Genomic DNA, 20,429 nt, shown 5'->3' on the forward strand with positions numbered 1-20,429 from the left:
AGACGACGCCGCCGCGGTGGACGGCGGAGCGGCTCTAGCGACCGGCCTCGTAGTCGAGCATCAGATCGATCCGGCGCTGGTGGCGCTCGTCGCCGCTGAACGGCTCGGAGACGAACGCTTCCGCGATCGCCGTGGCGTCCTCGAGCGAGTGCATGCGCGCGCCGATCGAACCCACCTGCGCGTCGTTGTGCTGGCGAGCGAGCTTCGCAGTCTCGACCGACCAGATCAGCGCCGCCCTGATGCCCGCGACCCGGTTGGCGGCGAGCTGCTCGCCATTGCCCGAGCCGCCGATGACGATGCCCAGATCCCCGGGCGTCTCCTTCACGGCCTCAGCCGCCGAGATGCAGAACGATGGATAGTCGTCGAGCGCGTCGTACTCGTACGCGCCATGGTCGACGACCTCGACCCCGGCGGCAGAGAAGTGCTCGATGAGGTGCTGCTTCAGCTCGAAGCCTGCATGGTCCGCGGCGATGTGGAGACGCATGGGGACATCATGCCAGCGTCGTCGGGCGTCTGTCGCACCCTGGTGGTTCACTGTCGTCATGGACTTCGACTCGACCTACCGCATCGTCACGCCCTCGGAAGACCGGCGCCGCGACGTCAACGAGCTGCTGGCGATGGGCTTCGCCGAGGGCGTCGCCGCAGGCGACGAGCCGATCGCCGACGCGCACGTGCCGTGGCGCTTCACGCGCGTGGCGGAGGAGATCGCGACGGGCCGCTATCGCGGCGACTATGGCGCGTTCGAGATGCCGACGATCGTGCCGGGAGGCGCGCGCGTGCCGAACCTGGGGCTCACGATCGTGTCAGTGCACCCCGGGCACCGGCGCCGCGGCATCCTCTCGCGCCTCATCCGCGACCACTTCGCGGTCGCCAAGCGCGACGGCGCGATCATGTCGACGTTGTGGGCGGCCGAGCAGGCCATCTATGGGCGGTTCGGCTACGGGATGATCGGCGAGTGCCTGGAGCTGAGCGTGGGCCGCGGGGTCACGCTCGCACCCGTCGAGGGTGCGGATGCGCTCTCCGTCGAGATCGAGACGCTGGAGCCGGACACCCACGGACCGATCCTGTCCCACCTCGCGGCCTCCATGGACCGCCCGGGCAGTGCGGCCATGGACGCGGAGGTGCTCGGCTGGTACACGATCGAGCTGCCACACGCCCGTGGTGAGAAGGAGCCGCGCCGCGTGGTCGTGGTGCGGGATGGGGACGAGCCTGTCGCGGTCGCGACGTTCCGCCGCGAGAGCAAGTGGGAGGGAGGCGTGCCCGGCGACGTGGTGCGTGTGGGCTTCCACGCCGCGATCACGCCGGCGGCCGAGCGCCGGCTCTGGGAGGTGCTGACCACGATCGACCTGAGCGGCAAGGTCGAGACCGACATGTTCACGCCCGACCATCCGCTGCTGCGCCTCATCGGCCCGCACCGCGGCGTCGTCAAGCACGTCTACGACGGCATCTGGGCGCGCCTGCTGGACGTCGAGGCCTGCATGGCCGCACGCGCCTACGGCGCCGACGCCTCCGTGACGTTCTCGCTCGAGGACGAGGTGCTGCCGGAGAACGCCGGCGTGTGGCGGCTCACGTGCGACGCGGGCGAGGGCGGCCGGATCCAGCGAGTCGACATCCCAGACACCGAGGCCGATCTCGCGCTGACGATCCAGCAGCTGTCCAGCGTGTACTGGGGCGGGGTCACGGTGCGGTCGCTGCACCAGGCAGGGCAGATCGACGAGCGGCGCGCGGGCGCGGCCGCCGAGCTGTCGCGAGCGCTTCAGGGGGATGTGATGCCGGGCGCGAACTTCCACTTCTAGGCCGACAGCGAAACCTCGCCGTGGGTGTTCGCGCGCCCGCCTAGGGTGGACGCATGACGCATACCGGCATCGACACCTCCGAGCTCTCGACCACCGTCCGCCCCGGCGATGACTTCTTCAGCTACGTCAGCGGCGACTGGGTCGCGAACCACGTCATCCCTGCGGATCGCGCGGCCGACGGCTCTTTCTACACGCTCCGCGACGAGGCGGAGAAGCACACGCGCCAGATCATCGAGGCGGCCGACGCTCACGACCTGATCGGCGCGCTCTACACGTCCTTCATGGACGTCGAGCGTCTGGACACGCTCGGCACCGAGCCGCTCGACGCCGACCTCCAGCTCGTCGAGGACGCCGCTGACAAGGACGCGCTCGCCGCCGCCCTGGGCGTGCTCCAGCGCGCGGGCGTCACGGGCACCGTGGGCTACTACGTGTTCGCCGACAAGTTCGACCCGGACCGCAACGTCGTCTACCTGTCGCAGTCCGGCCTGGGCCTGCCCGACGAGGCGTACTACCGAGAGGACGCGCACGCCGCGACGCGCGGCAAGTACGTCGCCCATCTGGACCGCATGGCCGACCTCACGGGCATCGAGTTCACCGGCGAGTCCGTCATGGCGCTCGAGACGGCGCTCGCGAAGCACCACTGGGACGTCGTGAAGACCCGCGAGGCGGAACTCACGCACAACCCCACCACGCTCGCAGGCCTCGCCGACGAGGCGCCCGGCTTCCCGTGGCGCGCATGGGCGGAGGCAATCCTGCTGCCCGAGGCCGCGCACGACCTGCTGATCGCGAGCGAGCCCAGTTACCTCGAGGCCTTCGCGGCGCTGTGGGAGGAGATCGACCTCGAGACGTGGAAGACGTACCTGCGGTGGCGCATCGTCAACTCGCGCGCCCCCTACCTGACGCAGGAGATCTCGAAGGCGAACTTCGAGTTCTACGGCACCGTGCTGTCCGGCGCGACCGAGCAGCGGGCCCGCTGGAAGCGCGGCGTGGGCTTCGTGGAGGCCGTCGCGGGCGAGCTCGTGGGCCAGGAGTACGTGAAGGAGCACTTCCCGCCGGACCACAAGCAGCACATGGACCGCCTCGTGGCGAACCTCATCGAGGCGTACCGCACGTCCATCGAGAGCCTGCCGTGGATGACGCCGCAGACTCGCGAGCGCGCGCTGGCCAAGCTCGCGCAGTTCACCCCGAAGATCGGCTATCCCGAGAAGTGGCGCGACTACACGGGCCTCGCCGTGAGCTCGGAGGACCTGCTCGGGAACGTGCGTTCAGCGTCGGCGTTCGAGGAGGACTGGGAGTGGTCCAAGATCGGCAAGCCCGTGGATCACACCGAGTGGCTCATGACGCCGCAGACGGTCAACGCGTACTACCTGCCGATGGCCAACGAGATCGTGTTCCCCGCCGCGATCCTGCAGCCCCCGTTCTTCCACCCCGAGGCGGACGACGCCGTGAACTACGGCGGAATCGGCTCCGTGATCGGCCACGAGATCGGCCACGGCTTCGACGACCAGGGCTCCAAGTACGACGGCACCGGCAAGCTCGACGACTGGTGGACCGAGGCGGACCGCGAGGCATTCATGGAGCGCGCCAAGGCCCTCATCGCGCAGTACGACGGCTACTCCCCCGCGCAGCTGTCCGACGAGCACAAGGTCAACGGCGCACTCACGGTCGGCGAGAACATCGGCGATCTCGCGGGCGTCGAGATCGCGCTCAAGGCGTACGAGATCGCGCTGGGTCACCCCATTGCAGAGGCCCCCGAGGTCGGCGGACTGACCGCCGCGCAGCGGTTCTTCATCGGATACGCGCTGACCGAGCGCATGGTCACGCGCGACGAGGCGCTCATCACGCGACTCAACACCGACCCGCACTCGCCGAGCGAGTTCCGCGTCAACGGCATCGTGCGCAACGTCGCCGCCTGGTACGAGGCGTTCGGCGTGACCGAGGGTGACGACCTGTGGCTCGATCCCGAGGAGCGCGTCAGCATCTGGTGACGTCCACACGTGCGCGCCGGGGCGTTCCGCGCGGCGCGCACGTGACGTACAGTGTCGCTACGGACCTGTACCGGTCCGCCCCGAGAGATTGGAGCACCCTATGGCAGACGTGAAGAGCATCGACCTGATCGACATCAAGGCCGAGACGCCCGCTGCCGAGCAGTCCTCGGGCGGATGCGCCTGTGGAGGCTGCGGCTGCGGCCAGTGAGTCGACCCTAGAACTTCAAGACCGGAAGCGGGATCGAGCCTGAGGGCTCGGTCCCGCTTTCGGCGTTCCGGGGCGCTCACGCCTCCTCACACCCCGTGCGGCCTCAGCCAGGGCGCTCACGCCTCCTGCAGGAGGACGCGCACCTCCCACGGCGCCAGCGCGACCGAGCCGGCCCCCGCGTCGGGCAGGCGATCCGCCTGGGCGACGTTCGCGAGGACCTCCTCGCCCTCGAGCGCGATCGGCGCGGTCACCTGCTCTCCGGAGAGGTTCGCGACCACCGTCAGCTCAGCGCCGCCCAGCGTGCGTCGATACGCGAACACCTGCGGATCGTCAGGCACGAGCATCGTGAAGTCTCCGTCTGCGACCACGGGCTCGCGATGGCGCAGCGCGATGAGGTCGCGGTGGAAGGTCCACACCGAGTCCGGGTCGCCCACCTGAGATTCGGCATTGAGCCACGTGTGGTTCGCCGTGACCTTCAGCCACGGCTCCCCCGTCGTGAAGCCCGCATGGCGCGACGAGTCCCACTGCACCGGCGTGCGCGCATTGTCGCGGCTCTGCGCGCGCAGGCCCGCGAGGATGCGGCCCGCCTCCCATCCGTGGGAGGTCAGCTCGTCGTACGCGTTGAGCGACTCGACGTCGCGATAGTCCTCGATCGAGCCGAACCCCGCGTTCGTCATGCCGAGTTCCTCGCCCTGATAGACGTATGGCGTGCCGCGCATGAGATGCAGCACGGCCGAGAGCGCCTTCGCCGAGCGCGCCCAGTGCTCGCCGTCGTCGCCGTAGCGCGACACGATGCGCGGCTGGTCGTGGTTGTCCCAGTACAGGCTGTTCCAGCCGCGCTCTCCCAGCTCTGTCTGCCATCGGCCCAGGATCGCCTTGAGGCGCGCGAGATCGAGTGGGCGGGGATCGAACTTGCCGCCGGGCCCGTGGTCCACGCCCACATGGTCGAACTGGAAGACCATGTCGAGCTCGCGCCTGTCGGGGTCGGTGACGAGCAGTGCGTCCTCGAGGGTCACGCCTGGCATCTCGCCGACGGTGAGCAGCTGCGCCTCGCGCTCCGCGAAGACCTCCCGGTGCATCTCCTGGAGGAACTCGTGCATCCGCGGCCCCGAGGTGTACTGAGCCGAGCCATCCGCGTGGCCGACCGCGCCGGGCTCGCCATCCGCGAGCGGCAGCACCTTGGAGATGAGATTGATGACGTCCATCCGGAAGCCGTCGACGCCCTTGTCGAGCCACCAGCGCATCATGTCGTACACCGCCTCGCGCACCTCCGGGTTCTCCCAGTTGAGGTCCGGCTGTTTGGTGTGGAACAGGTGCAGGTAGTACTCCTGCGTGTCGTCGTCGCCCTCCCATACGGGGCCGGAGAAGAAGCTGCGCCAGTTCGTGGGCTCAGCGCCAGGGTCGCCGTACTCGCGCCCCTCGCGCGGTGGGCGCCACCAGTACCAGTCGCGCTTCGCGCTGTGCCTGGAGGCGCGCGACTCGAGGAACCACGGGTGCTCGTCCGAGGTGTGGTTGACGACGAGGTCCATGACGATCCTGATGCCACGTGCGTGCGCGTCCGCGAGCAGCGCGTCGAAGTCCGCCATGGTGCCGAACGCTGGATCGATCGCGCGGTAATCGGAGATGTCGTAGCCGTTGTCCGCGTGCGGGGAGGCGTAGATGGGCGAGAGCCACAGCACGTCGATGCCGAGCGCCTCCAGGTAGGGAAGGCGACGACGAATGCCGGGAAGGTCGCCGATCCCGTCCCCGTTCGAGTCCTGGAAGCTGCGCGGATAGATCTGATAGACCACCGCAGACCTGAACCAGTCGGCACCCATGGCGGTTCCCTTCGTCGACGACGTCGTCGCCTCTCAGCCTAGGACGGCCGCTCGGCCGCGCTGCCCTCTAGTGACTCTGACCGGCGGCGAGCGTCGCGTACAGGCCCCCGCGCTCGACCAGCTCCGCGTGGCTGCCTGACTCGACGATGCGGCCGCGCTCGACGACGTGGATCACGTCGGCGCCGGCCACGGTCGAGAGCCGATGCGCGACGACGAGCGTAGTCCTGCCGCGCGCGGCCGCGTCGAGCGCCTCCTGGACCACGCGCTCGCTCACGGTGTCGAGAGCGCTCGTGGCCTCGTCGAGAAGGAGCACCGGCGGGTCCTTGAGGAGCACGCGCGCGATCGCGATGCGCTGCTTCTCGCCTCCCGAGAGTCTGTAGCCGCGCTCGCCCACCACGGTCTCGTAGCCCTCGGCGAAGCCCTCGATGGTGGTGTGGATGTTCGCCGCGCGGCACGCGGCCTCGAGCTCGGCGTCCGTCGCGTCTGGTTTCGCGTATCGCAGGTTCGCGGCGATCGTGTCATGGAAGAGGTAGGTCTCCTGCGTGACGACCCCGATGCGGTCCACCACGGACTCCTGCGTCAGATTGCGCACGTCCTCGCCTGCGAACAGCACCGCACCCTCCGACGCCTCGTGGAGACGAGCGGCCAGGTACACGACGGTGGTCTTGCCGGCCCCCGAGGGGCCCACGAACGCGTGCGTCTCGCCCGGGCGCGCCACGAAGGACACGTCGGCGAGAGTCGGCGGCGCGTCCTCGCGCGCGCCGGGATACGTGAACCCGACGCCGCGGAACTCGACCTGCCCCATGGGGCCTGGCGCATCGTCGGCGGCCACCGCGTCGGGCGCGTCCGCGATCTGCGGCTCCAGGTCCAGGTACTCGAAGATGCGCGCGAACAGCGCGCGCGAGGTCTGCACCTCGAGCGCGACGCGCATGAGCGCCATCAGCGGGAACAGCAGCCGCGCCTGAAGAGTGGTGAACGCGACGATGGTTCCCGCCGTGAGAGTGGTGCCGGCCGCATCGCCAGAGCCGCGCGCGATGAGCCAGCCGGCGGCGAGGTAGACCACGGCGGGGACAGACGACATGACCACGTTGACCAGACCGAAGAACCACTGCCCACTCATGGCCTGGCTGACCTGGAGGCGGATCTGGTTCGAGTTCTCGTCGGAGTAGCGCGCGGTCTCGAACCGCTGCCTGTTGTACGTCTTCGACAGCAGGATGCCGCTGACCGACAGCGTCTCCTGCGTGATCGCCGTCATCTCGGACAGGCTCTCCTGCGTGCGCGCGGCGATGCGCTGGCGCACGCGGCCCACGCGGCGCTGCACCACGACGAGCGCGGGCATGAGGATCACCGCGAGCACCGTGAGCCGCCAGTCGAGCAGCAGCATCGCCACGAGGCTCGCGACGACCGTGACGACATTGCCGACGATCGACTGCACGAACGTGGTCAGCACGCCCGCGACCCCGCCCACATCGTTCTGGAGGCGCGACTGGATCACTCCGGTCTTGGTGCGCGTGAAGAAGGCGAGCTCCATCGACTGCAGGCGCGTGAACAGGCGCACGCGGAGGTCGCCGGTGACGCGATTGCCGACGGTGGAGGTGACGTACGTCTGCCAGACGCCGAGCATCGCGGCCGCGATGAAGATCGCGATCATGATGCCGACCAGCTCGGCGAGCAGGCCCAGATCCGGCGTGCCGGTGCCACCGAGCGAATCAGCCGGGAACAGCGCCTCGTCGAAGATGCGCTCCACGATCAGGGGCGGCACCACGGTCGCACCGGAGGCCGCGATCACGAGAGCCGCCGTCAGCACCAGGTGCCCGCGGTAGGGCGCGAACAGACGCCCGATGCGGCTCCACAGGTGCGGGATCGCGGGCGCCTCCGCGATGAGGCGGCGCGCCTCGTCCTCGTTCCGGACCATTCCCCTGCCGCCTGGTGCCACCGTGCCTCGCGTTCGTCGTGCGGCGGCTGACGCGCCGCCGTGTGCATGCCAGCGTACGGCCAGCCTCCGGCATTCCCTCCCGGCTAGAGCCCGAGCTCGAGCAGCTCGTCCGGGGCGGCCTCGCCTGCGGCGGCGGCGAACAGCTCCATGCCGCGGCGCACGGCCTCGCGATCGTCTGCGCTCATCGTCGCGAGGGTGCCGGCGATTTCCTCCCTGCGGCGACGGGTGACCTGGGCGACGAGGTCGCGCGCGCGCGGCGTGAGGTCCACGCGGACCTCGCGGCGGTTGCCCTCGACCGAGGTACGGGTGACCCAGCCGCCCGCCTCGAGCCTCTCGATGGTGCGCGTGAGGGTGGAGGGATGCACCCCCAGGCGGGCCGCCACGTCGGACATGCGCGCACCCTCGTGCCCGTCGAGCACGACGAGCGCGCGGAACTGGACCAGCGTGAGCTCCTCGAGCGCGGGGGCGAGCGAGCGCACCACGTAGCCCAGGAGCGAGCGGGAGGCGAGGATCGTGGCGCTCGCGGTGTCGTCGAGCGGTGAGGTGGGCCGTGCCATCCGTCCAGGCTAGCCGGACTCGCGTGCTACCGTGCAACAGTTGCATGTCTACACGTGAGGAATCACCCGTGCCGCCCGCCCCCGTATCCCTGCCGCAGCGCGCCCTCGCCTGGGTCCGCCGCTCCGAGAACTCGGCGCTCATCGCGCTCTCGCTCGTCGTCGGCGCCGCCGCCGGGCTCGGCGCGATCGCGTTCCGCTGGTTGATCGAGTCCGCCACGCTGTTCTTCTCGGGCCACGCTGACTACTCGGCTGTCACGGACCACGCGCCGCACCCGTGGGTGCCGTGGCTCGGCGGCCTCTTCGTGGTGCTCGCTCCCGCCGTAGGCGGCCTCATCTACGGCCCGATCATCCACCGCTGGGCACGCGAGGCGCGTGGCCACGGCGTGCCCGAGGTCATGTACGCGATCTCCAAGCGCGGCGGGCGCATCCCGGTGAAGGTCGCGTTCGTCAAGGCGTTCGCCTCGGCCATCACGATCGGTTCGGGCGGCTCGGTGGGGCGCGAGGGCCCGATCGTGCAGATCGGCTCCGCGCTGGGCTCGAGCCTCGCCCGCGCCGTGAGGCTCAACGAGTCGCAGGTCCGGCTGCTCGTCGCCTGCGGCGCTGCGGGCGGCATCGCGGCCACCTTCAACGCCCCCATCGCGGGCGTGTTCTTCGCGATGGAGCTGCTCCTGGTGAGCTTCGCGGCGCGCACGTTCGCCGCGGTCGTCCTGTCCTCCGTGACCGCGTCGGTGATCGCGCGCGCGGTCCTGGGCGACGAGGCGTTCCTTGTGCTGCCCGAGTTCCACGTCGCGCACGTGTGGGAGTACGGCATGTATGCGCTGTTGGGCCTGGTCGCTGCGCTCGTCGCCGTCGGGTTCACGAAGGCGCTGTACTGGTTCGAGGACGCTGCGGACAGGATCTGGAAGGGGCCCGAGTGGCTGCGGCCCGGCGTCGGAGGCCTGTTGCTGGGCCTGTTGCTGCTCGCGATCCCGCAGATGTACGGGGTGGGCTACCCCGTGCTCGAGAACGCCGTCATGGGCGGTTACGTCATCGGCTTCCTGGTGCTCCTGCTGCTCGCGAAGATCGTCGCGACGTCGCTGACGATCGCGATCGGCGGCTCGGGCGGCGTCTTCGCCCCCTCGCTCTTCCTAGGCGCGATGCTGGGCGCGGCGTTCGGCCAGTCGCTCGATGCGATCCTGCCCGACGCGGGGCTCACCCCTGGCGCGTACGCCCTCGTGGGAATGGCGGCCGTCTTCGCGGGCGCCTCGCGGGCACCCATCACCGCGGTCATCATCCTGTTCGAGCTCACGGGCGAGTACACGATCATCCTGCCGCTGCTGCTGGCCGTGGTCGTCTCCACCATGCTGTCCTCGCACGTGTCGAAGGACTCGATCTACACGGCGAAGCTGCGTCGCCGCGGCGTCGACCTGACGCGCCGGCCGGGCGCCGCCGCGCTCGCCGGCGTCTCGGTCGAGTCCCTCATGCGCACGGCGCCGCGCACCGTGTCCACGCGCATGTCGGCCACCGAGGCCGTCGACAGGCTGCTCAAGTCCGGTCGCAAGTCGTTGCCCGTCGTCACAGAGCACGGCGAGTACGTGGGCGTGGTCACGTTGGCCGCCGCAGCGTCGGCCATCACTGAGGATGAGGACGCGCGCGAAGTCACGGTCTCCCAGCTGATCGAATGGCGCGACTACGTCGCTCCCGAGGCGCCCGTCGAGGAGGTGCTGGACCGCCTGCTCGAGGGCGAGTCCAACGATGGCCTCCCGGTGCTGGATGCCGAAGGCGCGCTCGTCGGGTGGCTGCGCGCCGAGGCGGTGCTGCGGCGCATGTCAGCCAGGGCGTGACCCGGCGCGTGGGAGACTTGCGGCCATGAACGCGCTGCCCGCCATCGCCTTCTTCGAGCCGCGGATCCCGAACAACACCGGGAACGCGATCCGCACGTCGGCCGTCACGGGCTCGCCGCTGAGGCTGATCGAGCCGCTCGGCTTCGACCTGTCCGAGCCGAAGCTGCGCCGCGCCGGCCTCGACTACCACGACCTCGCGACGGTCACGGTGCACCCGAGCCTGGACGCGATGCTCGAGGAGTTCCCCGAGGCGCGCGTGTTCGCCTTCACCGGCCGCGGCGAGACGCGCTACACGGACGTGACCTACGAGCCGACGGACATCCTGCTGTTCGGGCCCGAGCCCACGGGCCTGCCCGACGCGGTGCTCGCCCACCCTCGCATCACGGCCTGGGTGCGCATCCCGATGCTGCCGGGGCGCCGTTCGCTCAACCTGTCCAACTCGGCGGCGATCGCCGCGTACGAAGCCGCGCGACAGGCAGGCTTCGACGGTCACGTCTGACCCGGCCCGAGCGTCGGGCGGGCGCTAGCGGCGGCAGTAGTGGATCTGGACGTAGCCGTCGCCGTACTTGCGCACGTCGGCGACGGCGAGATCCGTGCGCGGCAGCGGTGACTCGAAGAGCCTCACCCCGTCGCCGAGGACCGTGGGCAGCACCGTCACGATGAGTTCGTCCAGCAGGCCCGCGACGAGTGCCTGCCGCACGAGCGAGCCGCCGTCGACGTAGACATGCGCACTGCCGGCGACCGCCTGCGCCTGCTCCACGAGCTCGACGATGTCGCCCGAGCAGGACGTCACGGAGCCGGGGGCCTGCGACAGGTCGCGGTGCGTCGCGACGAGCACCGGGGTCTCGCCGTAGGGCCATGTGCCGAAATCGCACGCGATGTCGAACGTGCGGCGCCCCATCAGCAGGCAGCCCACGCCTTCGATGAACTCCTCGAACTGCAGCCCGTCGGACTCGCGCTCGGCCCACGCGCCCACCGCCATGGGGACGCCCGAGTTGCGAGGCTCCTGGAGCCAGCCGACCGCGTCGTCGGGGCCCGCGATGCATCCGTCGGCGGAGGTGGCGAGGTACGCGACGAGACGGCCGGGGGGTGCGGTCATGCCCCTACGGTACCGGCGAGTTGTGTCCGGTCTGTTGCATGGTGCACCTTCCCCGTCGCGAGAATGGCGCGCGGCGCATTGCCTGACATATGTCAGACTCTCTTCGTGACGGCAGAGACGGAGACCACCCCTTCCCTCTGGCGCAATCGCAGCTTCACCACCCTGATCACCGGCGAGGCGATCTCGCACGCCGGCGTGCAGGTGGCGCGACTCGCACTGCCGATCACCGCCGTCAACTACCTGGGCGCGGACGAGCGCCAGTCCGGTCTCATCATGGCGGCGTCGACCGCGGCGTTCCTGTTCATCGGGCTGCCGGCCGGCGCCTGGGTGGACCGCCTTCCCAAGCGGCGCGTCATGATTGCGGCCAACCTCGCGCGCGCCGGACTCATGGCCACGATCCCCGTCATGCACCTCACCGGCCACCTCACGATCGAGTGGCTCATCGGAATCGCGCTCGCGCTCGGTTTCGCCACCGTGTTCTTCGACGTGGCGTACCTGTCCGTGGTGCCTTCACTCGTGCGCAAGGAGCATCTGGGCCAGGCGAACGCGAACCTCGAGACCGTCGGGATCGTGGCGCAGGTCGCCGGCCCCGGCGCTGCGGGACTGCTCACCAAGGTCATGGCGGCGCCCAACCTGCTGGGCGCCGGAGCCGTCGGCTATCTCGCGAGCGCGTTCGCCGTCTCGCGCATCCGCGGAGAAGAGGCGCGGGGCGAGCGCTCCGCGGCCGGGCTGTGGGGAGAGGTCCGCGAGGGCGCATCGTTCGTGTTCCGCCACCCGCTGCTGTCCCGCACCACGGCCTCGGCCGCGGTCGTGGGCCTGTTCGACAACCTGGCGCGCGCCCTCCTGGCGATCCTGATCCTGCGCGAGATGGGCATCTCCGAGACGGCCTATGGACTGCTGTTCACGCTCGCGGCGTTCGCGTCGCTCGGCGGGGCCCGGCTCGCGCCATGGCTGCAACGCCGGTTCGGCACGGGCCGCACGCTCGTATGGGGCTTCGGACTCTCCGTCGCCGGCACCGCCGCCTACCCGATCGCGCTGGTCGTCTCGCCCGCGGCGGGATACACCGTCATCCTCGTGTCGATGCTGCTCGGCTTCGGCGGCATCACGGTGTTCAACATCTCCCACGTCACCATGCGTCAGCAGCTGTGCCCGCCTCGCATGCTGGGCCGCATGACCGCGACGATGCGCTTCGCGATGTGGGGCGTCATGCCCATCGGCGCGCTCGTCGGCGGAGAGCTCGGCGCGCGCCTGGGGCTGGGCCCCACGTTCGTGATCGCGCTCGTCGGGTCGGTGATCGGCTGGCTCATCGTGGCCCTGTCCCCCGTGATCCGCGTGCGCTCCGCCGAGGACTGGCTCGCACGCCAGGACCACCCGGCGACGTGGCGGAGGGACCGGTCGGCGGGATCGCGCATCAAGGATGTCAAGCCCGGCGAACCGTGGGAGACGAAGGCCGCGTCCGACCTGGACGACACGCTCCCCGAGTAGCAGCCGCGCGACCGCCAGTCCCAATCATTGTGCACATCGTCCAGCCAAGTGGACGTTGTGCACCCTCGTGCGCGACGATCGGGGCATGTCCCCGGAACCCGCCGCCTCCCCCGTCGGCGACAGGCCAGAGCTGCGGGACACCCTGCGCTCGCTGCGCCTCGCATCCTCGAGCTTCCTCGACGCATCGCTCGAAGCTCCGTGGCGGTATCGTCGCGAGGAGGAACCCGGGAGCTTCCGGCTCTACGTCGTGACGGAGGGCGAGTGCGTCGTCGCTCCGATCGAGGGCATGGAAGTGACGCTCGGCCCGGGCGAGCTCGCGCTCGTGCCCGGCACCATGCCGCACGACGTGGCCTCGTCGGTCGACGCCCCGCGCAGCACCAGCGAACCGCTGCGCCACCCCGTCACCGACACGTTCGCCGCGGTGGCCGAGCGCGGCGAGGGGCCCCGCTGCCGCCTGCTCATGGGCACGCTCGAGATCGCTCCCGGGCCTGGCCTGCGGGTCCTCCGCCAGCTGCCGCCGGTCATCAAGGTGTTCCCCAAGGACGAGCTCGCCTCCCTGTGGGTGCCCGCCACCGTGCGGATGATCGTGCGCGAGGCCGTCGACCGGCGCACCGCCTCTGATGAGGTCATGACCCGCCTCGCTGACCTGCTCGTGCTCTTCATGACACGCACCTGGCTCGAGCAGGCCGACTACGACGGTGGGGCGCCTCGCGCGTGGACCGATGAGCGCATCGGCGCAGTCGTCGCGCGCATCCACGCCATGCCGGCCGAGCCATGGACCGTCGCCGACATGGCCGCAAGCGCGGGGATGTCGCGCTCGGCTTTCGCCGCTCGGTTCGCCGAGGTCACCGACACCACCCCGCTTCGCCTCGTCGCCGAGCGGCGACTCGCACTCGCCTCCCACATGCTTCGTACGAGCGACGACACCGTCGCCGCAATCGCCGCCCGCTGCGGATACGGATCCGGGGCTGGCTTCGGCCGCGCCTTCCGGCGCGCGCACAGCACGTCCCCGGCGGCCTACCGGCGCGCCGCACGCACCGAAGGGAGCTCCGAGTGAGCCACGGATCCGACGACACCCCCGCCCCCGAGCACGTCGCGTCCACACGTCCCGCGCCTCTCAGCGGCGACGACCTCGACGACGGCGCCGTCACGATCGACCCGCGCCCCGGCGAGGCCGAGCCTGCCGAGGTGGTGACCGACGCGTCGGACCTGAGCGAGACCGAGCAGGCGCCGTCGCTGTGGCGCAACCGCCCGTACATGGCGCTGCTGACCGGCGAGACGGTCGGCAATGTCGCGGTGGAGATCGCGCAGGTCGCATGGCCCATCATCGCGATCACCTACCTCACGGCGACCGAGCTCGAAATCGGCATCCTGGGGATGGCGGAAGGGATCGCGTTCCTGGTCCTCAGCCTTCCGGTGGGCGCCTGGGTGGATCGCGTCTCGCGCCGCGCCGTCATGGTCGCTGCGAACGTCGTACGCGCGCTCACTATGGCGGCCATCCCGACGCTGTGGCTCCTGGGCGTGCTCGAGGTCCACTGGCTCATGCTCATCGCCCTCGTCATGTCGGGAGCGCAGGTCTTCTTTGACATGGCCTACATGTCGATCGTTCCGTCTCTCGTGCCCGAGCATCAGCTCAATGAGGCCAACTCGCGGCTGCAGATGACGAACGAGGTGGCGCGCGCCGCAGGGCCAGGGCTCGGCGGCGTGCTCGCGAAGGCGCTCACCGCTCCCCTGCTGCCTATCTTCGCGACCGTCGGCTACCTCGTGTCTGCCTTCGCCATCTGGCGCATCCCGGCCGACGAGCCGCCTCCCCGCGTGCACGACACGACGCTGCGCCGCGAGATCGCCGACGGCCTGGGTTTCGTGTTCCACCACCCGTTCATCAGGCCAGTCGTGATCGCGACCGCGGTGTCCAACCTGTTCTCCTCCGTCGCGTTCACGATGTTCCCCGTGCTCGTGCTGCGCCACTTCGAGGTGGGTCCCATCGGCTGGGGCCTACTGCTCACGGCGGGTTCGATAGGCGGCATCCTCGGCGCGCTCGCCGCACCGTGGTTCGCTCGCCGCTTCGGCGCAGGTCACGCGATCCCCGTCACCTACGTCGTCAACGCCGTGTCGTTCGTGATGCCGATCCTCACGTTCCACCTGCCTCGCACCGTGGCGCTCGCGGTGCTGACCCTCAGCATGGTCGTGGGCCTGTTCTCCATCGTGTCGTTCAACGTGGTCCAGGTGACCATGCGACAGAAGCAGTGCCCGCCGCGCATGATCGGCCGCATGACGGCGTCGATCCGCGTCGTGATCTGGGGCATCGGCCCCCTCGGCGCGCTCCTGTCCGGCGTGGTGGCCGAGCACTGGGGGCTCGAGCCTGCGTTCTGGATCGGCGGGATCGGCAACGCACTGGGCCTGCTCATCCTCATGGCGTCGCCCCTGTGGCGCATGGGTGACGTACCCGTCGTGCCTTCCGGACGACCGCCCCGCGCATAGGACGCGCCTGACACGCGGCCCAGGTACGGCAGCGGGGTGCGGAAGGGCTTATCCTGACGCGGTCGGCGTCACCGTCGACGCCTCCCTCGACTCGCCGCACCGCAGCGGCCACCCTCTCCAAGGAATCGCCCGATGCGCTCCCGCACGTCCGTCGCCATCGCCCTCGCCCTGCTGGGCGCCGCAGCGCTGTCCGCCTGCTCGCCCGCCGAGGCAGAGGCTCCGGAGCCGACGGCCACGGGTTACGTGGTCGAGGACGCGGCCGCGCAGGCGACGCGCGAAGCGGAGGCGGTCGCACCCGAGCTGCCCGATCCTTGCACCCTGCTGAGCGCGAGAGACATCGCCGACGCGGTGGGCCTCGAGTTCGGCGCCGGGCTCTACAACGGCTTCCTCTCGAGCGAGACCGAGACGATCTGCGAGTGGAACGCGAGCGGCGAGGCCTACGCGTCCGTGCAGCTCACGCTGCGCGCGACGGACCGCGACCTGGCAGCGGAGCGCGCGTGGGCCGAGGAGTACTACGGCCCCACGGTGGACGTCTCCGTTGCGGGCGTCGATGGCGCGTTCTCCGCACAGGATGGCACGGTCGTGGGCCTGCTCGAGGACGGCATGGCCGTCTACGTGCTGCACTACACCGACGCGTGGGAGGACCTCACGGCCCAGACCTCCGCGATCGCCGCGCTGGTCGCCGCCGCTCTCTGAGCCCACGCCACAGCCCGACGCTCGGGCTGAGGCACCCTACGGCCGCGGCTCGCGCGCGTCGTAGTCGAGGAAGCGCCGCAGGTCGGGCTTCCAGCGCACGCGCACGAGCACCGCGGTAGCGGCCACGATCACCAAGCCGCCGAGCAGCGGCGGGAACCACAGCGCCACGGCCGTGGCGAGCACCCCTGCGTACATGTCGCCCAGGCGCGGACCGCCGGTGACGACCACGATGAACACGCCCTGCATGCGGCCTCGCATCTGATCGGGCGCCGCCTGGATCATCATCGTCTGACGGAAGATCGCAGAGACCTCGTCCGAGGCGCCCATGCCCGCCATCGCGAGACACAGGGCGATGAGCGTGGGCCAATGGACACCTCCCCAGCCCTCCACGGGCTCGTGCTCGAGCCGCGTCGCGACGAGCACGATCACGCCGAACGCCACGGCGAACAGACCGAACACTGTGTTCGCGCGCCAGATCGCCACACCGTGCCGGTGCACGCGCGCGACCGGGCCGGAGAAAAGCGACGTGAGCATGGTCCCCACCGCGCCCGCGGCGGTCAGGGCACCCACGGCGAGCGCCCCGCCGCCCACGAGGGTCGCACCCAGCGCCGGAAACAGCACGTACGGGCGGAAGAACGTCATCGCGATGATGTCCACGAGGAAGTTCATGCGCAGGTTCGGCGCGTGGCGCAGGAAGCGCAGGCCTTCCATGAGCATCGCCCAGCCCGCGTCGGCCTTCTCGCCGAGTCGCGGAAGCGCCGGCAGCATCCACACGCCCAGGAATCCGGCCGTGAACAGCAGAGCGTCGATCGCGAAGGTCCAGACGAATCCGGAGGTCGCGACCAGCACGCCCGCGAGTGCAGGGCCCACGGTCAGCGCGATGCCGATCGAGATACCGTTCAGCGCGCTCGCCCGCGAGACGAGCTCGTGCGGGAGGATGCGCCCCACGAGGGCTGATCGCGTCGCGCCCGAGATGGTGGCGGCGACCGCGTTGACGGTGGTGACGACGAGGAATGGCCACGCCTCAGCGCGACCCCCTGCGGCGATCGCGGCGACATCCCACAGCGCGAGGGCGACCAGGCCCAGCGTGGAGGCCCACGAGACCAGCGACGAGACGATCAGCAGGCGACGGCGGTCGAAGACGTCGGCCAGCATCCCGCCCCAGAGCCCGGCGATGATCATGGGGATCAGCGAGGCCCCGCCCACGAGCCCGACCATGAACGTCGACTCGGTGATGTCGTAGATCTGCAGGCCGACCGCGACGATCGACATCTGCGCACCGATGCTCGCGATCGCGCCGCCGATCCACAGCCGCGCGAAGGCCGGGCTCGCCTTGAGCGGGGCGAGGTCGACGAGTCTGCGTCCCTTGCCTGCGGGCGCTGCGCCGGAGTCGGCGGGCCGCTGCGCGGGGGTGTCGTCGGTCTCGGTCACCGGAAGAGTCTAGATCGCACGCGGGACGCCGAGCGGCCGTCGACTGCGAGGCGCTGCGGCAACTACGAAGCCTCGGGAGGCTCCGCGTCTCCCTCGCGCTCGCCGTCGTCGTCCGCGGTGTCAGGTGGCTGGGGCAGCTCGCCGTGGAACATCCGGGAGACGGAGGCGCGCGCGTCGGGCTGGTTCTCGTTGCGACCGCTGATGCTGCCCGACTTCGTCGAGTAGCGCCCGCGCGGCTGGTCGTCGCCGGTGAGGCTCGAGACCGTGTACGCGACAGTCTGGTCGGGACGGTAGCGGGCCGCCCGGTTGCGGTAGCGCGCCTGGATCCACATGTACACGCCCACGCCGGAGGCTGGCCCGACCGCGAGGAGAAGCAGGCCGATGAGGCCGGAGTCCGAGTCGCCGCTCATCACGAGGCCGCCAGAATCATGAAGCCGATGGGCCACGTCACGAGGGACACGGCGATGCCGGTGCCCCACGCGGCCATGGCGGCCTTCTTGCGGTTGATCGGGACGGATCCCATCGTGGAGCCAGTCCTTCCGTTGACGGCGATGTAGTGGGTGATCTCCTCGCCTCTCTTCGTCTTCTCGACGTACCCGTACAGCCACACGGGCAGCAGCGCGGAGGTCCAGCGCGCGCCGTCGATGCGCACCTGCTCGGCGTCCCAGCGCACGCCTCGCCGGTAGCGGCTGACGGACTGCGTCGCGGCCCCGCGGGCGACGGTGAGGAAGTGTCCCCCTGCGATCGACTCGGCTTCGTCGATGTCCATGTCGCGGCGCTCCGAGGTGTAGTCGTCGCCCAGGAAGTGCGCGTCGAAGCGCACCAGGTTCTTGACGTCGAACGGCAGGATCGCGTTGATGATGTTGTTGGTGCTCATCGCGGAGTGGATGTTCGCCTTGTCGAACGAGGACTCGACGATGAGGTCGTCGATCTCGATGTCCAGCTCGCGCGTCACGGCGTAGCGGTCCACGTGATACGTCGTGCCGCGCTCCTTGGAGTGCGTGGTGTGCCGCAGGATCTCCCCCATGCCATCCAGCCGCGCACTGATGTTGCCATCCACCGTCATGTAGGGCAGGTACACGCCCATGACATTCTCGGGTGTGAAGGTGTCCGCGAACGCGGGCAGCGCGAACGCTTTGCGCTCCTGCACGAACGCGGCGATGTTCGCCATCGCCTGCTCGCGCGTGATCGCGAACGGCAGGATGCCGTCCGGCACCGCGCCGTTGGGCACCTTGTTGTTGAGCGACAGGGTGTGCTTGCACCAGTGGCACCGCGACTTCAAAGTGCGGGAGGTGTCGATGATGACGTCCGCCCCGCACCCGTCGCACTTGAGGGTGATGAGGGTGTCGTCGGAGGCGATGTCGGCGGCGGCGGTGGAGCGGTGCGTGCCGCGCAGGTCCGCGATGCCCTCGGACAGCCCCATGGCCTCGTCGATGCGCGTGAAACCCCACCGGTGGCGGCAGAACTCGCACATGAACTCGCCGCGGCCCTCGAGCTCCACTACGTCGCTCGCCCCGCACTTGGGGCACCGGTTGATGCCGTCGCGGCTTCCGTCAGGCGTCGCGATGACGTTGTCGCCGCCCGACGCGGCGGCCACCTGGTCCTCGTCGGCGCGGGCTTCGGCAGGCTCTCCTGCGGCCATCCGTCCGGGCTCCGCGGTCGAACCCGCGGCGCCGAGTCCGGGCACGATGCCGTGCGGAAGGAAGTCGGGCAGGTCGTCGTCTCGATTCACGGTGAGAGGCGTCTTCCGGGGCTAGAGGCCGAGGGCCTTCTTCTTGAGCGCGTCGTAGTCGTCCTGCGTGATGAGCCCGTCGTCGAGCATCTTCTTCGCGGAGGCGAGCTGCGCGTGCGGGTCCGGCGCGGCGGGAGCGGCAGGCTCCTGCGAGGCCGCGGCTGCTGCCATTCCTGCGGGCGCGCCGGGAGTCTGGGGAACCATGCCGCCGATCGCTCCCATGCCCATGCCCATCATGGCCAGGCCCGTGCCGCCGCCGGTCTCGCCTGCGGACTCCACGCCGCGCGCGACCGACTGCTTGAGGAACGTGTCCGCGCGCCCGCCGCTGAGCGCGTCGGCCTTGCGCACGTCGGACAGCAGCGCCTGCGTGTCGGCGTCGTACTCGATCGCGACGAGCGTGGCCGAGCTGATCTCCAGGCCACGTTCGGTGGTCCACTGGTAGTTCTTCTCGACCTCTTCTGACAGCGACTTCGCGAAGCCGACCGAGTCGCCCTGGATGGCGGTGATGCGGTGACCCTTGTCGGGGTCGTTGACGTAGCGCGAGAACGCGCCGGCGAGCGAGCCGACGACCTCGCTGAACAGCTGCTCGGACACAGGGTTGTCGGTCTGCGTGATGTCGAACGGACGCGCGCCCGCGGACAGGTAGCTCGCGGGCACCAGCGTCTTGACGAACAGGATCGGGTCGGCGATCTCCAGCACGTAGGTGCCGCGCGTGATCGCTCCCGCCTGGGTGTTGAGGTAGCGGTCGTCCCAGTAGATGGGGCTCTGCGTGCCGAACTTGTTGTTCGGGATCTCCTTGAGGTTCACGTAGAACGCGAGCTGCTGCCCCATGGGGCGCCCGCCGAACTTGAAGCGCTCCCACGAGGTCGTGAAGGTCGAGTTCAGCAGGCCGCCGCCGGAGAACACCGACTTGGAGTCCTGGGAGTCCGAGTCCCAGCGGTACGCGCCCGCCTCGGCGACCACAGAGGTGACCGCGCCGTCCTGGAACGTGAGCAGGCCGTAGCCCTCAGGCACCACGATCACGGAGCCGTTGGTGATGATGTTGTCCGAGCCGCGCGTGTTCTGGCCGCGTCCGGCGTTGGTCCCCTGGGTCACGGCGGGGAACAGCACGTCGGTGTCGCCGATGTTCGCGGGCGGCACGAGGAAGTCGAGGAACTGGTCCCCGAAGGACGACTTCAGCGCGTCCCATCCCGCTCCGAGCGCGATCTGAATGAATCCCACGGTCGACTCCCGTCGTCTCGCGCGGGCGGATGCGTTCCGCCCGCTCCCCTCCGAGCCCTGCCGGACCCGCTCAGCGAATCTATCCAAGCGCCCTGACGGTGACAACCGGTGACGCGCCGGTCGACCTCAACCCTCGGACGGCGTCGCACACGTGGCTCG

General features: G+C 70.1%; 17 protein-coding genes. 8 read left to right on the top strand and 9 right to left on the bottom strand.

What is annotated here, in order from left to right:
- Window positions 1-34: 34 nt before the first annotated feature.
- Window positions 35-484, bottom strand: a complete 450-nt coding sequence (locus B7K21_RS07760) for a ribose-5-phosphate isomerase (RefSeq protein ID WP_084074886.1) — start codon at window positions 482-484, stop codon at window positions 35-37.
- 58 nt (window positions 485-542) lie between these two features.
- Here B7K21_RS07760 and B7K21_RS07765 point away from each other — a divergent pair, with 58 nt between their 5' ends.
- The gene (locus B7K21_RS07765) at window positions 543-1,796 is read left to right on the top strand and encodes a GNAT family N-acetyltransferase (protein ID WP_159448450.1); all 1,254 of its coding nucleotides are present in this window, start codon (window positions 543-545) and stop codon (window positions 1,794-1,796) included.
- A gap of 53 nt (window positions 1,797-1,849) precedes the next feature.
- The gene (locus tag B7K21_RS07770; protein WP_084074888.1) at window positions 1,850-3,784 is read left to right on the top strand and encodes a M13 family metallopeptidase; all 1,935 of its coding nucleotides are present in this window, start codon (window positions 1,850-1,852) and stop codon (window positions 3,782-3,784) included.
- 324 nt (window positions 3,785-4,108) lie between these two features.
- Here B7K21_RS07770 and B7K21_RS07775 read toward each other — a convergent pair whose 3' ends face one another.
- The 3 genes from B7K21_RS07775 to B7K21_RS07785 all read right to left on the bottom strand — a co-directional run bounded on the left by B7K21_RS07775 (window position 4,109) and on the right by B7K21_RS07785 (window position 8,302).
- Window positions 4,109-5,809, bottom strand: coding sequence for an alpha-glucosidase (locus B7K21_RS07775; RefSeq protein WP_084074889.1), 1,701 nt, complete (start codon window positions 5,807-5,809; stop codon window positions 4,109-4,111).
- 67 nt (window positions 5,810-5,876) lie between these two features.
- A complete protein-coding gene (locus B7K21_RS07780) occupies window positions 5,877-7,724 on the bottom strand; it encodes an ABC transporter ATP-binding protein (RefSeq protein WP_084074890.1) in 1,848 nt (615 codons plus the stop codon).
- Between the two features lie 104 nt (window positions 7,725-7,828).
- Window positions 7,829-8,302 (bottom strand): MarR family winged helix-turn-helix transcriptional regulator, encoded by a 474-nt coding sequence (locus B7K21_RS07785; RefSeq protein ID WP_084074891.1) that lies wholly within the window; start codon window positions 8,300-8,302, stop codon window positions 7,829-7,831.
- Window positions 8,303-8,370: 68 nt separating this feature from the next.
- Between B7K21_RS07785 and B7K21_RS07790 the strand changes: the two genes are divergently transcribed.
- Together B7K21_RS07790 and B7K21_RS07795 are read left to right on the top strand one after the other, a co-directional pair.
- The gene (locus tag B7K21_RS07790; RefSeq protein WP_200806280.1) at window positions 8,371-10,125 is read left to right on the top strand and encodes a chloride channel protein; all 1,755 of its coding nucleotides are present in this window, start codon (window positions 8,371-8,373) and stop codon (window positions 10,123-10,125) included.
- 25 nt (window positions 10,126-10,150) lie between these two features.
- Window positions 10,151-10,624, top strand: coding sequence for a tRNA (cytidine(34)-2'-O)-methyltransferase (locus B7K21_RS07795; protein ID WP_084074893.1), 474 nt, complete (start codon window positions 10,151-10,153; stop codon window positions 10,622-10,624).
- Between the two features lie 24 nt (window positions 10,625-10,648).
- On the opposite strand, the gene B7K21_RS07800 is transcribed toward B7K21_RS07795, so the two are convergent.
- A complete protein-coding gene (locus B7K21_RS07800) occupies window positions 10,649-11,224 on the bottom strand; it encodes a dihydrofolate reductase family protein (RefSeq protein ID WP_084074894.1) in 576 nt (191 codons plus the stop codon).
- A gap of 105 nt (window positions 11,225-11,329) precedes the next feature.
- On the opposite strand from B7K21_RS07800, the gene B7K21_RS07805 reads away from it, so the two are divergent.
- The 4 genes from B7K21_RS07805 (at window position 11,330) to B7K21_RS07820 (ending at window position 15,886) form a co-directional block, all read left to right on the top strand.
- Complete coding sequence (locus tag B7K21_RS07805) at window positions 11,330-12,709, top strand: MFS transporter (protein ID WP_159448451.1); 1,380 nt, start codon at window positions 11,330-11,332, stop codon at window positions 12,707-12,709.
- Between the two features lie 85 nt (window positions 12,710-12,794).
- Window positions 12,795-13,766 (top strand): AraC family transcriptional regulator, encoded by a 972-nt coding sequence (locus B7K21_RS07810; protein ID WP_159448452.1) that lies wholly within the window; start codon window positions 12,795-12,797, stop codon window positions 13,764-13,766.
- Complete coding sequence (locus tag B7K21_RS07815) at window positions 13,763-15,190, top strand: MFS transporter (RefSeq protein ID WP_084074897.1); 1,428 nt, start codon at window positions 13,763-13,765, stop codon at window positions 15,188-15,190. Before B7K21_RS07810 ends, B7K21_RS07815 begins: the two co-directional genes overlap by 4 nt.
- 132 nt (window positions 15,191-15,322) lie before the next feature.
- Complete coding sequence (locus B7K21_RS07820) at window positions 15,323-15,886, top strand: DUF3558 family protein (RefSeq protein ID WP_084074898.1); 564 nt, start codon at window positions 15,323-15,325, stop codon at window positions 15,884-15,886.
- Between the two features lie 36 nt (window positions 15,887-15,922).
- Here B7K21_RS07820 and B7K21_RS07825 read toward each other — a convergent pair whose 3' ends face one another.
- The 4 genes from B7K21_RS07825 to B7K21_RS07840 all read right to left on the bottom strand — a co-directional run bounded on the left by B7K21_RS07825 (window position 15,923) and on the right by B7K21_RS07840 (window position 20,270).
- Window positions 15,923-17,317, bottom strand: a complete 1,395-nt coding sequence (locus B7K21_RS07825; protein WP_084074899.1) for an MFS transporter — start codon at window positions 17,315-17,317, stop codon at window positions 15,923-15,925.
- Window positions 17,318-17,379: 62 nt separating this feature from the next.
- Window positions 17,380-17,727: a hypothetical protein gene (locus tag B7K21_RS07830; protein ID WP_084074900.1), complete on the bottom strand. Its 348-nt coding sequence runs from the start codon at window positions 17,725-17,727 to the stop codon at window positions 17,380-17,382.
- On the bottom strand, window positions 17,727-19,049 hold the full coding sequence (locus tag B7K21_RS07835; RefSeq protein ID WP_084074901.1) for a TFIIB-type zinc ribbon-containing protein: 1,323 nt from the start codon (window positions 19,047-19,049) through the stop codon (window positions 17,727-17,729). Before B7K21_RS07835 ends, B7K21_RS07830 begins: the two co-directional genes overlap by 1 nt.
- A 21-nt stretch (window positions 19,050-19,070) precedes the next feature.
- The gene (locus B7K21_RS07840; RefSeq protein ID WP_084074902.1) at window positions 19,071-20,270 is read right to left on the bottom strand and encodes an SPFH domain-containing protein; all 1,200 of its coding nucleotides are present in this window, start codon (window positions 20,268-20,270) and stop codon (window positions 19,071-19,073) included.
- Window positions 20,271-20,429: the final 159 nt, after the last annotated feature.

Origin of the sequence: Demequina sp. NBRC 110052 (assembly GCF_002090075.1) — a bacterium.
Taxonomy (GTDB): Bacteria; Actinomycetota; Actinomycetes; order Actinomycetales; family Demequinaceae; genus Demequina.

Coding starts and splice junctions, on each gene's coding strand:
- B7K21_RS07810 (WP_159448452.1), top strand. CDS start 12,795: ATGTCCCCGGAACCCGCCGCCTCCCCCGTCGGCGACAGGCCAGAGCTG.
- B7K21_RS07765 (WP_159448450.1), top strand. CDS start 543: ATGGACTTCGACTCGACCTACCGCATCGTCACGCCCTCGGAAGACCGG.
- B7K21_RS07795 (WP_084074893.1), top strand. CDS start 10,151: ATGAACGCGCTGCCCGCCATCGCCTTCTTCGAGCCGCGGATCCCGAAC.
- B7K21_RS07780 (WP_084074890.1), bottom strand. CDS start 7,724: ATGGTCCGGAACGAGGACGAGGCGCGCCGCCTCATCGCGGAGGCGCCC.
- B7K21_RS07760 (WP_084074886.1), bottom strand. CDS start 484: ATGCGTCTCCACATCGCCGCGGACCATGCAGGCTTCGAGCTGAAGCAG.
- B7K21_RS07830 (WP_084074900.1), bottom strand. CDS start 17,727: ATGAGCGGCGACTCGGACTCCGGCCTCATCGGCCTGCTTCTCCTCGCG.
- B7K21_RS07820 (WP_084074898.1), top strand. CDS start 15,323: ATGCGCTCCCGCACGTCCGTCGCCATCGCCCTCGCCCTGCTGGGCGCC.
- B7K21_RS07770 (WP_084074888.1), top strand. CDS start 1,850: ATGACGCATACCGGCATCGACACCTCCGAGCTCTCGACCACCGTCCGC.
- B7K21_RS07800 (WP_084074894.1), bottom strand. CDS start 11,224: ATGACCGCACCCCCCGGCCGTCTCGTCGCGTACCTCGCCACCTCCGCC.
- B7K21_RS07775 (WP_084074889.1), bottom strand. CDS start 5,809: ATGGGTGCCGACTGGTTCAGGTCTGCGGTGGTCTATCAGATCTATCCG.
- B7K21_RS07785 (WP_084074891.1), bottom strand. CDS start 8,302: ATGGCACGGCCCACCTCACCGCTCGACGACACCGCGAGCGCCACGATC.